11 protein-coding genes are annotated in these 15,627 nt (G+C 47.4%); 4 read left to right on the top strand and 7 right to left on the bottom strand.

The annotated features are described in order from the left end of the window. The 4 genes from SLS51_RS18935 to SLS51_RS18920 all read right to left on the bottom strand — a co-directional run. A partial coding sequence (locus SLS51_RS18935; protein ID WP_323840166.1) for a type VI immunity family protein occupies positions 1 to 351 on the bottom strand: 351 nt, incomplete at its 3' end. A 37-nt stretch (positions 352 to 388) separates the two neighbouring features. Further along, positions 389 to 1,534 carry a DUF3396 domain-containing protein gene (locus SLS51_RS18930; protein WP_323840163.1) on the bottom strand — a complete coding sequence of 382 codons (1,146 nt, stop codon included), beginning with the start codon at positions 1,532 to 1,534 and terminating at the stop codon, positions 389 to 391. Between the two features lie 14 nt (positions 1,535 to 1,548). Beyond that, entirely contained in the window at positions 1,549 to 2,907 is a 1,359-nt protein-coding gene (locus SLS51_RS18925) for a VRR-NUC domain-containing protein (RefSeq protein ID WP_323840162.1), read from the bottom strand. 2 nt (positions 2,908 to 2,909) lie between these two features. Beyond that, positions 2,910 to 5,051 (bottom strand): type VI secretion system Vgr family protein, encoded by a 2,142-nt coding sequence (locus SLS51_RS18920; RefSeq protein WP_323840161.1) that lies wholly within the window; start codon positions 5,049 to 5,051, stop codon positions 2,910 to 2,912. 679 nt (positions 5,052 to 5,730) lie between these two features. Here SLS51_RS18920 and SLS51_RS18915 point away from each other — a divergent pair. Continuing rightward, positions 5,731 to 7,746, top strand: a complete 2,016-nt coding sequence (locus tag SLS51_RS18915) for an LTA synthase family protein (protein WP_323840160.1) — start codon at positions 5,731 to 5,733, stop codon at positions 7,744 to 7,746. Between the two features lie 65 nt (positions 7,747 to 7,811). Here SLS51_RS18915 and malG read toward each other — a convergent pair whose 3' ends face one another. The 3 genes from malG to malE all read right to left on the bottom strand — a co-directional run bounded on the left by malG (position 7,812) and on the right by malE (position 11,592). Further along, positions 7,812 to 8,702 carry a maltose ABC transporter permease MalG gene (malG, locus tag SLS51_RS18910; RefSeq protein WP_036779893.1) on the bottom strand — a complete coding sequence of 297 codons (891 nt, stop codon included), beginning with the start codon at positions 8,700 to 8,702 and terminating at the stop codon, positions 7,812 to 7,814. A gap of 12 nt (positions 8,703 to 8,714) precedes the next feature. Continuing rightward, complete coding sequence (gene malF, locus SLS51_RS18905) at positions 8,715 to 10,271, bottom strand: maltose ABC transporter permease MalF (protein ID WP_323840159.1); 1,557 nt, start codon at positions 10,269 to 10,271, stop codon at positions 8,715 to 8,717. A gap of 121 nt (positions 10,272 to 10,392) precedes the next feature. Then, positions 10,393 to 11,592: a maltose/maltodextrin ABC transporter substrate-binding protein MalE gene (gene malE, locus SLS51_RS18900; RefSeq protein WP_323840165.1), complete on the bottom strand. Its 1,200-nt coding sequence runs from the start codon at positions 11,590 to 11,592 to the stop codon at positions 10,393 to 10,395. 378 nt (positions 11,593 to 11,970) lie between these two features. On the opposite strand from malE, the gene malK reads away from it, so the two are divergent. The 3 genes from malK to malM all read left to right on the top strand — a co-directional run bounded on the left by malK (position 11,971) and on the right by malM (position 15,558). After that, entirely contained in the window at positions 11,971 to 13,080 is a 1,110-nt protein-coding gene (gene malK, locus SLS51_RS18895; RefSeq protein WP_323840158.1) for a maltose/maltodextrin ABC transporter ATP-binding protein MalK, read from the top strand. Between the two features lie 36 nt (positions 13,081 to 13,116). Continuing rightward, a complete protein-coding gene (locus SLS51_RS18890; RefSeq protein WP_323840157.1) occupies positions 13,117 to 14,403 on the top strand; it encodes a maltoporin in 1,287 nt (428 codons plus the stop codon). A 249-nt stretch (positions 14,404 to 14,652) separates the two neighbouring features. Further along, positions 14,653 to 15,558 carry a maltose operon protein MalM gene (gene malM, locus SLS51_RS18885; RefSeq protein WP_323840156.1) on the top strand — a complete coding sequence of 302 codons (906 nt, stop codon included), beginning with the start codon at positions 14,653 to 14,655 and terminating at the stop codon, positions 15,556 to 15,558. Positions 15,559 to 15,627: the final 69 nt, after the last annotated feature.

The raw sequence follows: 15,627 nt of genomic DNA, 5'->3' as shown, positions 1-15,627 counted from the left end.
CATCAGATAGCGAGGGGCTTCATAGAGATTTTTGGCGTCACTGACTACCCAACTAGAAAGCTGGTTTTTTTTCTGATTCAGAATGCCTTCTTCCACTTTGGCAATATTTTCCGGTGAATATTTTTTTAACCCCTTTAATTCATGAGTATGAAAACGCAGATGAGTACCAAACTCTTCGCGAAAGCGGCGATAGCAGGCCAGAATGCGCTGTTTTTTCTCCTGAGTGTAGCCTTGTTTAAAAAACAGGGTGATAGAAATCCCCAGACGGGAAACGGTCAGCCCATCGCCATTGAGGAAAGTAAACGCGGCCAGTTGTGATCTCAACTGGGCAAAGTTATCTACAGTTTCCATCATTTTCTCCATGAACTATGAGGCAGTGGATAATCTGTTATTCCCACATATTTTCCGCTTCCCGTACCAGATGCCAGATAGTTGTACCCGTCTCTGTACCTGGAACATCAAAAGACATCGCACCCTGAGCAAAGAAGTACTGCTGGCCAGGCAGGCTATCGGTTCGCCAGATCCCGCTGACCAGTGCCGGATGATCACCCCTCAAAGGGGTCACTTGCAGCGGTCCCCGGTCATAACGGGCATACCAGGCCAGGGTGGAAATATCATCAAAATGACCGGCACCATAAAAGTGCAGGGAATGGCCTTCACGGGGAATGACCCGTATCGGACGTATCAGTTGGTTAATAGCAAAATAACTCTCCGGGACACTGCCCGGCAGTGGCGTTAAGTTCGGGTATTGACCGGCCCGGATTATCAGACCATTGGAATAAGAACTAATCACCACATCCCGGTAGGGGCGCAGCACCTGACGTATCCAGAATTCCCCGCCCAGTCGATTTACAAATCGTTTGGACAGCAGAGTGATCCAGTTAATGCCCCGGATGGAATGTCCATACTGTAATTTGGCTGTATGAACAGCAGAATTAACCTGCAATGAAGGGTAACGTTGCGCTAGCTGGTACTCTAAGGGAAAGTAGTCATGGTAATCTCTGGGCAGCACCAGACAGTAGCCACAGTCCCCACTGTCCGGTTCGAGTTGTTCACACAGAAACTCTAACCAGGCCATAAACCGGGTCATGCCCTCTTGTTCTTTTAGATAATCCCAGGGCAGCACCAGACTCAGGTAGGAACTACCATCGTCACCATCAATTTCTCGGGAATCCAAGTAATGCATCAGATAGCGGGGAGCTTCATAGATATTTTTGGCGTCACTAATATCCCAGGTAGAAAGCTGATTTTTTTTCCGATTAAGAATACCGTCTTCAACTTTGGCAATATTTTCTGGGGAATATTTTTTTAGTCCTTTCAGTGAATGACGATGAAAACGCAGATGAGTACCAAACTCTTCGCGAAAGCGGCGATAGCAGGCCAGAATGCGCTGTTTTTTCTCCGGCGTGTAGCCTTGTTTAAAAAACAGGGTGATAGAAATCCCAAGACGAGAAACAGTCAGCCCATCGCCATTGAGGAAAGTAAACGCGGCCAGTTGTGATCTCAACTGGGTAAAGTAATCTGAAGTTTCCATATTTTCTCCGTTAATTATGATGCGGTGGCGAATGTCACACTCGCCAATATTGCCAAAACAGCGGCTAGCGCGGCGGCGCTAACTGCGGCAGCGGCAGCTAAAATTTCCACCAGTGCAATCAATGCGGCAGCGACGGCAAGGGTGACCAGGATAACAACGGCAACACCGGCAATAATCACCACCATTTCCAGCATGCCTTCACCCACCTCTTTTAATATCTGCATCCAGCTAATGTTTTTTAACTCTTCCAGGGTGATGTCTGAACCCTGTCGCACAATCTGCCACCGGGCTTTTATCTCACTCTCCGTCCAGGTCACGATTTTTCCCGTTTGTTCACTGACCCAGGAAAACGCGTAGCTGACCTGATGGCTTATCGGGTCAATAATCTCTTCACACACCCATTTGCCGGTTTGATTGAGCCAGGTACCAAACTGGGCAAGAAGCTCCCGGGTACTGTCGCGGACATAATTCAACCCATTTTCGGCCAGACCCGCCACCTCCTGCCCGAGGACAACCCAGTCTTCATAGCTGGGTAAAAACGACCAGCGGGAAGTGCTGAGAAGCGGTGGATTTTTTGTCAGCGGTTGCGGAATAGTCCCCGGCACACCCTCTGCGGGAGGAGCGGGTAAAGCGTTATCATCAGGCGGTGAACCGGACGGCAGCGGGGCCAGTGGGATCGGATTTTTATAGTGTTGGGAACCGGGCTGATAAAGTTTTCGCCACGCTTCATCATACTGTTTTTGCTCCTCAGTGCGATTATCTATGACACGCATTACACCAAAACGTTTTTCTGTCGCAATTAGCATATAATCCAGTTCCTGATCTCTACTCAGATCATCCCCCGGAAATTTCACCTCAATCAACATCTTTAGATTATCAGGGTGCATAGAACCATCGAAGTAGGTAGCATTTCTGCCCGGCCAGCGGAGAGCTTCATCTTTAACCAGAATAATATCGGGCCGACGAATACTAACAACACCAAATTTCTCTGCGTCTTCGGCAGAAGGGCGGGCAAACGGATTACTGGATTGCGGCAAATTACCACCATAACGTTGCTTAGAGTCTTGACTGGTTGCCAGCATGGGTAAAGGGACATCCTGCTCTCCTCGGATAGCAAACACCACTTCTGCTTTATAGGGCCACAGGAAGTCATGCTTAAGCTCCTCAACCTTAATCAACCCACTCATAATGACTTGATTGAGAAAGCGAATAGCGCCCAGTTTGGTCATAATCATTGCCGGCAAACGCAGAGCGTATTCGGCTTTTCTCGCCAGATAACAGGGATCTTCATCGGCGGGAAAGACCCCGATTTCCATCGTACAGGTGATTGATGTGACAGCCGGGCACATCTTGCCGTTGTTGGATATTGCCATACTTATTTCTCCGTAAATTCCATAACATGCTCTACCGGTGTGTTATCACTGGCCTGATATAAGGTTTGCTTCGGTTTAGGTGGGTTTTCTGGTGAACGCAGTTGCAGATTTTCTTCTGCCGCACTCTGTACCGTCACCGTTCTGCCTAGCGAATCAGTTTTACCCGGGATAATCTGACCCTCGCCGGTGGTGATGGTGTAGGGGACATTCACCAGCGGCTTATCGCTTTGTTCACTGAGCAGGGTATAGCGAGCGGAGTAGTCAAACAGCGCACCGGCGGATTTCTTGCCGGTGATATGGTCGGTCATGGTGATGCTGACCCCTTCGATACGGATATTGCCCATCGGGTCAATGACTATCTGCCCGCCTGCGTTCCCAATGATGATTTGCCCGCTTTCAGAGTGCACCGTGATATGTTTACCCACGGTAATTTGCTGGTTATCGGCGATGTTTAATTGATGGCTTTTACCAATGGAAAGGGCTTGCTGACCTTTAATGGTCACCGTTTGATTTTGACCGACTTCAAGCGTCTGGCCGCCCTGCACGGTTTCATCATCATCATTTTTAATGATCGCCGTGCGGTTATGCGCCACTTCTGTTTGCTGGTCATGGCCTATCTGCGTGGTTTTATCCCGGAGAATCTGGGTATTCATATCCCGCTGAGCATGAATAAACACTTCCTCGCTTCCTTTGTTATCCTCAAAGCGCAGTTCATTAAATCCCTCTCCTCCGTGAGTCCGGGTTTTAAAGGTGGTACGGGTTTTCTCCGCCGGTAAATCAAGAGGCGGACGGTTGAGGCCATTATAGGTACACCCCGTCACAATCGGGCGGTCGATATCGCCGTTGAGATAGCTGACGATCACCTCCTGCCCGACGCGCGGTATCGCCATAAAACCGAAACCGTTGCCGTTCCAGCCCTGTGCCACCCGTACCCAACAAGACGCGTGGTCGTCCGCCTTATCGTAACGGTTCCAGTGGAAATGGATCCGTATCGCGCCGTGTTCGTTCACATAAATCTCTTCGCTTCCCACCCCGACCACCGTGGCGACTTCATCACCGTCCGCCAGCGGTTTGTAGCGGTAAGGCGGCCGCCAGTCCTGGTTTCCGGGAATAAAGGCGACCTCGTTGGTCAGTGTTGTGCCTTCACCCCCGTCGTCTGACGCGACAGGTTGCCATCCATGATGCGTGACAGAGATTAACTGCCAGCGGGCGTTCATGGCTTCTATGGGATGGGATTGCAGGGTAAAAATCTTGCCCGGCCGCAGCCGGATGCAGTTGGTTTTAGCGGTACCGACTTTACTGTAGTTTCGTAACTGTTCCAGCCGCAGTTGGGTAAAAGGTTTTCCTTCCTCGTCCCACTGGAAACGCCCGTAACTTTCAAACACCGAATGGTGCCCGCTATCGTCGGATTGCTTCTGATGCTCAAGCGAATATTTGGGGTTAAGAAAGTTATGATCTTTCTGGACCGTGCCATTCGAGCACAGGTATTCGCCATAACTCCACTGGTACGCCGTGGTATCGGTCTCGTCCGTTTCAGGATGCGTATTGTAAGTCAGAGCAATATCCGCCTGCATGCCCAGATGGCAATCACAGAACAACGTCTGTTCTTCCTCAAACCAGAAAATAATGCCCTCTTCCGCCGCCAGCCGGCACCAAAAATCATAGGCGGATTCGCGTTTTTGCGTGGTGTATTCCCGTTCGGCATGGCGTTTATAGAGCGTATCGCGGGCAAAGAAAATATAATGCTCTTTAAGCAGGATCGTTAAGATTTCCGGTACGGACTTCCGATGGAAAATACGGCTATCCTGATTGAGCGTCATCAGCCACATTTTGGGGCGGACAGTGAAAATATAAAAAGTGCGACGGCCATCGGTATTACCCTGTTCAGCGCCGGTTATCATGCCATTAATGGTCCGTTCGGTGATGCCATTACGGGTAATAACCAATGATGCACTGTCACCCAGTTGTTCATTCAGGGGAATATCGTCACGTGAACTGACCACCTTTAACGTCAGGCGATAAAGCTGCGACAGCTCTTCCTGTAAAGTAAATTGCGCTACCTGAAAGGTGGTTTGGGGCAGTGCGCCAATTCGGCAGGTGAAAACTAATCCATCCATATTTGAAACCCTACATAATTGAACCATTATCCTGAAACGGGGATAACGCAAGAGGCTATTAAACGAGCCATGACATGCAGCTCTTTTAAATAGCGCCGGTCTGTTCCGCGGTAAAAAAATGACAGCGTAAAATAGCCATCATTTAATACGTGGCGTTAGAGAGAACAATAGACCGCGTCCAGCTGAGTAGGATGGAGTGGAGACAAATAACAGAGAATTTCGCTCTCTAAATATTATGACCACAAGATCACGATATTTATCATATGGACATAAAAAAATGTGATAAATATCACATGAAATGGCTCATTAATCGCTATCAATATATACCCATCATCTTTTCAAGTTGCCTCTTTGTTGGCTGCACTCGCTCACCCCGGTCACATCGTTATCTATGCTCCCGGGGATTCACTCCCTTGCCGTCGCGATGCATCTTTATATGTAAAGTGAATTTAAAATCAACCCGGCTGACACCTCATCGACATTCCTCTCCTGCCTTATATCGGCTGGCGTGCCTTTTCGAGGTAAAGATGGTTTGTAGTGTGAACCCTCTTTCAACCACGTCTATCTGACCAATGACTACTCTACTGCGAAAAATAGCAAATAAAATAACCCAATGGGATAGGCAGTAAGTTGCTGAATGAGATAGGATCTTGACCTGCTAAACACTAAATTAACCTTATCAATCTATTACCAATAAGAAGGCATTATGTGGTTTTCCAGATTTAAACTGGCTTTTATCGCACTTTTACTTCCCTGGTTGCTAACGGTAGCAACACAAATGGCGGGAAGAATCTATCTTCTCTTAACTTATGGCAGTTATCAGCTCTTCATTGACTCTACTCAAGACGTGGAACGAATGTTCTGGATCGGCGGACTGTTTGATATTCGTATTGCCAGTTTGCTATTTGTGCCTTGTCTGCTGATTGCTAGCTTATTTGCCATTAATAAAAACAGCTTCAACATATGGCAACACGCCTATCCGTGGTTGGCAACAACACTCAATACCGTAGTCGGGGCTTTGACGGTAAGTAATGTTTACTACTATGCCACTTATGAACGGTCGTTCGATATTTTCATCTTCGGCTTAGTGGAAGATGATACGCAAGCCGTGCTGAACACCCTATGGAACGACTATCCCGTGATTGAAAGTTTGCTCTGTTTAGCGCTGTTCGCAATGACTGTTTTCTGGCTCTGTCTGCTCTGGCAACGCTACCTTATTTCACGCACAGAGCGCAAAACCAGTCTGCCGGTTTCTGCGATGGCGACGCTGGTTATTTTGACTGTCTGCTTCGTTGGCATGCGTGGCTCCATAGGTACCTTTCCACTACGTCAGTCCAATACACAAGTTTCAGAAGTCAAAATGCTTAATATGCTGACACCTAATGGTCCAATGGCACTCAATTGGGCGTTTAATGATCATTACAAAAACAGCCACTTCCCGGAAGCAACAGATGAACGAGGTAGCTGGTTATTAAACCATTTTCTGGAGAAGCCAACCCCCGCAAATCTGTCACCGTTTATGGCTAAAACCGCCGATAATCCCACCGCTCAAAAAAATCCGCCTCACGTAATCTTTAACGTCATGGAGAGTATGGGTTATCACCTACAAAGCTTGGATCGCCCAGACCTTGATGTTTTTGGCGCTCTACGCCAGCACTGGCAAAATGACTGGCGTTTTGAACGTTTCGTTTCTGAAGGAGATGGCACCATTGACAGTTTAAGCCGTTTCTTGATCCGCAGCCCAAACAGTGCAGTCAGTCAATCCACCGCGCAGCATCTCGATTTCACCAGCAATATGTTCAAACCCTATCTGGCGAATGGTTACAAAATCATCTTCGTCACATCCGGTAACGGCGCATGGCGTAATTTGAATCAGTTCCTGCCAAACCTGGGAGTCAGTGAATTTATCGATCAAAATGGGCTGAAAAAACGCTATCCAGAAGCCAAATTCGATACCTGGGGTGTACCTGATGAGTTTATGTTCCGTTATATTGAAGAGCGCTTAACTCAGGCAGAAAAGAACGGGGAGCATGTTCTGATTATGTCATTATCCACTACTCATCACCCACCGTATAAATCGCCGGCAGGTTATCAGAAAACCGACATCAAGCTGAGTGATACCGAGAAACAACGTTTAAGTCATTTGGCTAGTGGTAATGAGTTACAAGAGGTTTTTCATACCCTGCGTTACGCCAACGATCAATTAGGACAATTTATTAGTTGGGTAAAATCTCAGTCATTGGCTTCCCATACCATTATTGCGGCAACCGGTGACCATAATATTCGAGGTATCAGTTATCCAGATGCTCATGAACTGGCAATCGGCCACGGTGTACCGTTTTATCTCTACGTGCCGCCCACTTATCGCCAAAACGCAATTTTTGATGCTACCAGAGTCGGCAGTCATAAAGACATTTGGCCAACCCTCTACCATTTGAGCTTGTCACATACAGCTTATTACCGTACCGGCTGTAATTTGCTGGCTGAACATCTAGACCCTATCTGGTGTCAAGGATATAACCCGGAAGTCACTATTACACCGCAAGGAGCTTATGTCATGATAGGTAAAGGTGAATTTCGACCGTGGGCAAATCAAACAGGATTATTACTCGGTGACCCCCAGCCAATGACAGCAGACCAAACTAAACAGTTCAAACGTTGGCAGGTATTTACCGATCTCCTGTCATGGCAATTAAATCGTCAAGTTCACCACCAGCAATAATTGATACTTCCGTGAATCCCTTTAATCTCAATCTATTAAAGGGATCCACAGTGAGAATATTGCGATTAGCCTTTTACTCCCCCGGCGGTCAAACCACTGACCAACCAGCGCTGAGCAACCAAGAAGACGATGGTAATCGGGAGTGCCGAGAGCACAGCCGCGGCGGCAAAATCTCCCCAAAGATAGTTCTGTGGGTTAAGGTACTGCTGCATGCCCACCGCCAAAGTGTAATTGTTCACATCTCGCAAAAGCAGTGAGGCAACAGGCACTTCCGTAATCACACCAATGAAGGAAAGAATGAATACCACTGCCAGAATCGGTACCGAAAGCGGTAGCAGCACCATACGAAAAGCTTGCCACGGTGTCGCGCCATCAAGCGCGGCAGCCTCTTCCAAGGAACCATCAATGGTTTCGAAATAACCTTTAATCGTCCAGACATGCAACGCAATGCCTCCCAGGTAGGCAAAAATCACACCACCGTGGGTATTAAGGCCGATAAACGGTACATATTCCCCTAGTCGATCAAACAAGGCATATAACGCCACCAAGGAAAGTACCGCCGGGAACATCTGAAAAATTAGCATGCCTTTCAGTAAGGTACTTTTACCGCGAAAACGCATACGGGCAAAGGCATAAGCACAGGTCGTTGATAACGTAACGATACCTACAGCGGTAATAAAGGCCACCTTAACGGAGTTCCAGAGCCATAGCATAACCGGGAAAGGTGGTGGTGTAACACGGCCATCCGGTGATACCACACTGTAGCCAAGTGCCAATTTCCAATGTTCCCAAGAGATACTTTCCGGGATCAAACTCCCCGTGGCAAAGTTCCCCGGCCGCAGGGAGATAGTAATAACCATCAGTAGAGGGAATAAGATCATGGCAATAAAGGTTAACATCAACAAATGTGTCGCTAACAAACGCCATTTCTGTGATTTGGGTTGAACCATCGCCATTACATTCCTTCCTTAGTCAAATTTAATACGGGTAGCTTTCAGGTTAATAACCGCCAGTGCACCAACCAACAAAAAGATCACTGTAGCAATCGCCGCAGCCAAGCCAAAATCCTGACCACTACTGCCGTCGAAAGCAATACGGTAGGTGTAACTCACCAGTAAATCGGTATAGCCTGCTGGCGTCGTGGTGCCAATGCGATCTGGTCCACCAAGGGTTAACAACTGAATCAGAACAAAGTTGTTAAAGTTAAAGGCAAAACTGGCAATCATCAGCGGCGTTAATGGCTTAAGCAGCAACGGAAAGGTAATCTTAAAAAAGTTCTGAAACGGTCCTGCACCATCCATTGCCGATGCTTCATACAGATCATCGGGTATTGCCTTCAATAATCCCATGCAGAGGATCATCATGTAGGGATACCCAAGCCAGGTATTCACCACAATCAGCATGGTTCGCGCCATCGTCGGATCGGTAAACCAAGCAGGTTTAAGACCGAATAGACCGTTAAGCAACAGATTGATCTCACCAAAACTTTGGTTAAATAACCCCTTGAAAATCAAAATAGAAATAAACGATGGCACTGCATAGGGTAAGATCAACAACACGCGATAAACTGCACGACCTTTCAGCGCTTCCCACTGCACAATGCAAGCCAAAACCATACCGACAGCAACGGTCAGCACCACAGTGAACAGAGAAAACACAACCGTCCAAACGAAAATAGCGAGAAATGGTTTCTGAATACCTTCATCCTGTATCACCCGCAGGAAATTTTTCCAGCCGATGGCAACAGTAAATCCTGGCGTCAAAGTCTCATTTCCCCATTTACCCTCTGCATTGACAGACTGATAGAAACCGGTATCCGTATTGGGGCGATAAAGCGTACCTGTTTGATTATCAGTGAGGATCTCACCATCTTCCCCAAGAGAGTATTGAGGATGTACTCCAGAGAATTGACGTAGCGAACTCATTTTCAGCCGGTTACCGTCCGGTAAAACAACAACCAACCGGTTCAATGCCTGTCGATTCTGGGTGATAATGCGCAATGTCGCCGCTTCACCGTTCTCAAGATTATCCTGCTCATACACATGCAACGTAGTCTCTTCCATTGCTGACAGCGAAAACGGTTCGGACACTAGTTGCTTCGTTTGGCTCGGTATACTCAGTGCCAAAACCCACAAATCCGATTTTGGATAGAGCTTAAAAGTCAATGCTTGCCCTGACTGATACTGACGGCTCATCAGGACAGATTGTGCACGTTCAAAAGTCAGTTGATTGATACTACTATAGTTGGTGAAGGCGATAGCAATAGTGCAAATGAGCGGAAACAGTACAAACAACCCCATTCCTGCTACACCCGGATAGGTATAGCGCCAAGCATAAGTATTGCGGTTGGAAAAAACATAAATCCCCGTTCCCAACAATACCAGTGTCACCATTGCAAACAGATACTCTCCCTGTGAGTACATCAATACCAGCAGATAACCGGTAAAGAGTACACACAAGCTCACTGCAAACCATTTCAGAGCAGAATGCTGCCACCATGATGTTTTTTCGAGCGTCGCTGACATAATGCTCTTCCTTTTTACTACGACGTAACAGCTTTGCGGATAGCTTAATCAATCTTCCTGCAAACAGGCATCCTTACTGGTTGCAGGAAAGAGAACGCCTTCAAAAAAGCGTTCTCACAGGTTACTTAGTTATACGGGCTTCGGCATCACTTAGTGCGGCATCAACGGTCTGACGGCCAGCCAACGCATTAACAATAGCGTTGCGCATGGCATACCAAAAACTGCTCATTTGTGAGACGTTCGGCATGATTTCACCGTTTTTAGCATTTTCCATCGTGGCAGCAATACGTGGGTCCTTAGCCAGAATATCGTGATAGGATTTCAATGACACAGCCCCCAACGGCTTATCCTTATTCACCATCTCCAAACCTTCGTTGGTCAGCAAATAGTTTTCCAAGAACTCCTTCGCTAGCTCTTTATTCGGGCTGGCAGCATTGATACCTGCCGTCAATACACCAACAAACGGCTTAGATGGATGGCCTTTAAACGTCGGCAACAACGCCACACCGTAATTTACCTTGCTCTTGTCGATGTTAGCCCACGCCCACGGACCATTGATGGTCATCGCCGTTTCACCTTTATTGAACGCCGCCTCAGCAATGGAATAGTCAGTATCTACGTTTAGATGCTTATTTCTCACCAAATCTATAATGAAACGCAGCCCTGATTTGGCACCCGTATTATTCACTCCGGCATTCTTCACATCATATGCGCCATTTTCCAACTTGAAAGCATATCCTCCGTCCGCAGCAATCAACGGCCAAGAGAAATATGGCTCTTGCAGATTAAACATAATGGCGCTTTTGCCTTTGCTCTTCAGCTCCTTATCCAGAGCCGGGATCTCTTCCCACGTTTTTGGTGGCGTCTTCACCAAGTCTTTATTGTAGATAAGAGAGAGGGCTTCAACCGCAATCGGGTAACCAACCAGCTTACCGTCGTAGCGCACAGCATCCCAGGTAAACGGAAATAGCTTATCTTTGAAGCTCGGATCTGGCGTGATTTCTGTCACCAGCCCAGATTGTGCGTAACCGCCAAAGCGATCATGAGCCCAGAAAATAATATCCGGCCCATCGCCGGTTGCTGCAACCTGTGAATACTTCTCTGCAAGCTTGTCTGGATGCTCAACCGTAACATTGACACCCGTATCTTTCTCAAACTTCTCACCAACTTGTGCCAAGCCATTGTAGCCTTTATCACCGTTGATCCAGATAACTAGCTTACCTTCCTCAATTTTTGCAAAAGCAGAGGCAGAAAGTACCAGTGAAGCTAAAACAGAAAGCGCTAAGGTACGAGCGCCTACTTTTAAGGTTGTTTTTATCATCATTCCGTCCTTATAGTTTAAGTAGGTTCAGAGTGAACTGTTTTGTTACATTGGCGGAGAGTGCTGATCTAGTGTGCAATTAACAATGGAAATACTCATCCTCCCCTACTCTACGCCCTGCCCGGAATGGGTGTGATCTCTATTACAAAAACAGAAGAAGCGTGCCGTTGCCCACAAAAAGGGGCATCTTTTTTTGCGATAAATATCACAATTTATCCAATAGCTCATACCTAGCCAGCTCAACAACGCTTATCTCATCCTCCTAGCTCCTCCCCCATAAAAAAATTGGGCATGGAGGATTTACTCATCCGTTATCTTAAACACACTCTGGTTTATTATTTTTCACCGCGAATTGCGGTGATAAGTCCGGGGGAACACATGTCGAGCGTCACATTACATAATGTATCGAAGGCTTATGGTGAAACTATTATTTCCAAGAACATCAACCTTGAGATACAAGAAGGAGAATTTATCGTTTTTGTCGGTCCATCAGGTTGTGGAAAATCGACAATATTAAGGATGATTGCAGGTCTGGAAGATGTGACTTCCGGTGATTTGCTGATCAATAACATCCGAATGAACGATGTCCCCCCCGCCAAACGCGGTGTTGGGATGGTTTTTCAGTCTTATGCACTGTATCCCCACCTGTCTGCTGCAGACAATATGTCATTCGGCATGAAGCTGGCGGGTGCCAAAAAAAGTGATATTCAGCAACGGGTAAAGCAAATTGCCGAGATGCTTCAACTCGCTCACCTGCTTGATCGCCGCCCTAAAGCCCTATCCGGTGGGCAGCGTCAACGCGTTGCTATTGGCCGTACTCTGGTCGCTGAACCCAGTGTTTTTCTGTTAGACGAACCGCTTTCCAACCTGGACGCCGCGCTGCGGGTCCAAATGCGCATTGAAATCTCACGCCTGCACAAACGATTGCAACGTACGATGATTTATGTCACCCACGATCAGGTTGAAGCGATGACGCTGGCCGACAGAATCGTGGTACTGGATGGTGGAGATGTTGCCCAGATTGGCAAACCTCTTGAACTTTACCATTACCCGGTTAATCGCTTTGTTGCCAGCTTTATTGGCTCACCCAAAATGAATTTCCTGCCAGTTAAAGTCTCGGCTACCGCTATTGATCAGGTACAAATTACGCTGCCCAACCGACAGCAAATTTGGCTGCCCGTAGAAAGCAAGGGGGTAAAAGTAGGCAGTAATGTCTCTCTGGGGATACGTCCTGAACACCTCCTGCCAAGTGATATCGCTGATGTCACGTTGGAAGGCATAGTGCAGGTTGTCGAGCAGTTAGGAAACGAAACCCAGGTTCACATTGAAATCCCGGCCATTCATCAGAATCTGGTTTATCGCCAGCCTGATGTTGTACTGGTGGAAGAAGGATCTACCTTCACCATCGGATTACCTCCCCACCGCTGCCATTTATTCCGGGAAGACGGAACAGCATGCCAGCGTCTGCATGAAGAACCCGGTGTTTAAGCCTGAGCTAATCAAAAAACGACAGGAGAATAATTGATGAAATCAATGCGTATATTACCTATCTCACTAACCATTATGGCCGGATTACTGTCTATCCCGGCGTCAGCCGTAGAATTCCACGGCTACGCCCGTTCTGGTATTGGTTGGACTGGCAGCGGCGGTGAGCAACAGTGTTTCCAAAGCACCGGCGCACAGAGCAAATACCGTTTAGGTAATGAATGTGAAACCTATGCTGAGCTTAAGCTAGGCCAAGAGCTATGGAAGGACGGTAATAAGAGTTTCTACTTCGATACCAACGTGGCTTATTCCGTGGCGCAAAAAAATGATTGGGAATCGACCGACCCTGCGTTCCGTGAAGTGAATGTTCAAGCGAAGAACGTCATCGATTGGTTACCGGGTTCAACACTGTGGGCAGGTAAACGCTTCTACCAGCGCCATGACGTACATATGATTGACTTCTACTATTGGGATATCTCTGGTCCGGGCGCAGGCTTGCAAGATATTGATCTCGGCTTTAGTAAGCTCGCTCTGGCCGTCACCCGTAACACTGAATCTGGCGGTTCTTATGGCTGGATTGCTGGCCAGCGCAAAGAAATTCCCACCTCCAATGATGTCTACGATATACGTCTATCCGGCTTGGAGGTTAACCCAGGCGGTAGTCTGGAACTTGGTTTTGACTATGGGCGAGCCAATGCACGAGACCACTACCAGCTTGACCGTCATGCTTCCAAAGATGGTTTCATGTTTACCGCCGAGCATACACAGAGCATGTTAGGAGGCTTCAACAAATTTGTCGTACAGTACGCGACAGATTCCATGACCTCCTCCAACAGTGGTCATTCCGAAGGTGCCAGCGTAAACAATGACGGTTATATGTTACGCATTCTGAATCATGGCGCGATTAATCTCGCAGAAAAATGGGATCTCATGTATGTAGCGATGTATCAGGATACTGACCGTGACAACAACAATGGCAACACATGGTATACGGTTGGGGTACGTCCAATGTACAAATGGACATCGACGATGAGCACCCTACTGGACATTGGTTATGATAACGTCAAATCCCAACGTACTCATGACACCAATGATCAATACAAAATCACGCTAGCCCAACAATGGCAGGCAGGTGACAGCATTTGGTCCCGTCCGGCCATTCGCCTGTTCGCCACCTATGCAAAATGGAATGAAAAATGGGGTAATGCGAACAAAAAAGACGGTTACATCGATGGAATGGCCTACCGTGATACCGCAACGCATAAATTCAGCCGTGGCGACGATGATGAATTTACCTTTGGTGCACAATTCGAAGCTTGGTGGTAATCCGGTTACAACGATTTGATCTCAGATCAATCAAATGATTTGTAATGGTTAACGCCTTTTATACCCTATGGATTTCAAGATGCATCGCGACGGCAAGGGAGTGAATCCCCGGGAGCATAGCAAACTATGTGACCGGGGTGAGTGAGTGCAGCCAACAAAGAGGCAACTTGAAAGATAACGGGTATAGACTGATATGCCTCTTGACCGTGGGCATCAGTCTCTTTTTTTCAACCGAACAAGGGTAAGAAGATGAAAACTAAACTGCTCTCATGTTGCCTTAGCGCGGTACTCTGTAGCACATTTCCTCTTATAGGATATGCAACGCCCATTACCGCAACTCAAACACAGGATATTGTTGCCCCTTCCCTCTCAACAACAGCATTGCAAAAACTGAGCTGGCAACCGATTAATACCAGTGATACTCAGACCATTATCCTCAATGCGGCATCTCAGCATCTTAATGAGGGAGAGATTCAGGGGCCGATAGCCGCATTCGCGCTGCCGGCAAACCGGGGCTCTTTGGATATTACCCTGAGCAGCTTAGTACAAGATAAACAAGTTTACGTGCCAAATGTTTTAGTCCTGGATCAAGGGTTACGCCCCGCCGCATTTTACCCGAGCAGTTATTTTCCCTATGAACGTCCGGGGGTTATGTCCACCGATCGGCTGGAAGGCACACTAAAGCTAACACCAGCACTGGGGCAACAACAAATTTATGTACTGGTCTACACCACCCGTACCGATTTGCAGAAATCCACCCAAATGGTTGATCCGGCCAAAGCTTACGCGCAAGGCGTCGGAAATGCCGTTCCCGCGATTCCCGATCCCGTTGCCCGCCATACGCAAACCGGTACGTTGAAGCTGAAAGTGAAATCGGAACAAAACGCAGGTAATATCACGATTGGTCAAGTTTTCTCAAGTCCAGCACAAGAACCGATCATTGTCGGGCCAACACAAGCCATCGTAACGCCGTCTACGCTGCAAAAAGTCAAACCAGTCCTGAGTGATACAGAGCATTATTTCAGTGAGGCAATTAAAAAAGAAATTAGCAATGGCAATATTGATAAGGCACTCAAATTGCTGGATGAAGCGGAACGCCTTGGATCTTCAACGGCACGAGAAACGTTTATCAACAGTATCAAAAACAAAGGGTAAACAAATGCTCTCCGAAGAGGAGGGCATCAGGTTTAACTCCTTTTTACACACATCCCCCAGAAATGGGGT

The organism is Photorhabdus africana (assembly GCF_035181445.1).
GTDB lineage: Bacteria > Pseudomonadota > Gammaproteobacteria > Enterobacterales > Enterobacteriaceae > Photorhabdus > Photorhabdus laumondii.
This window is presented reverse-complemented; position numbering and strand designations above follow the sequence as displayed.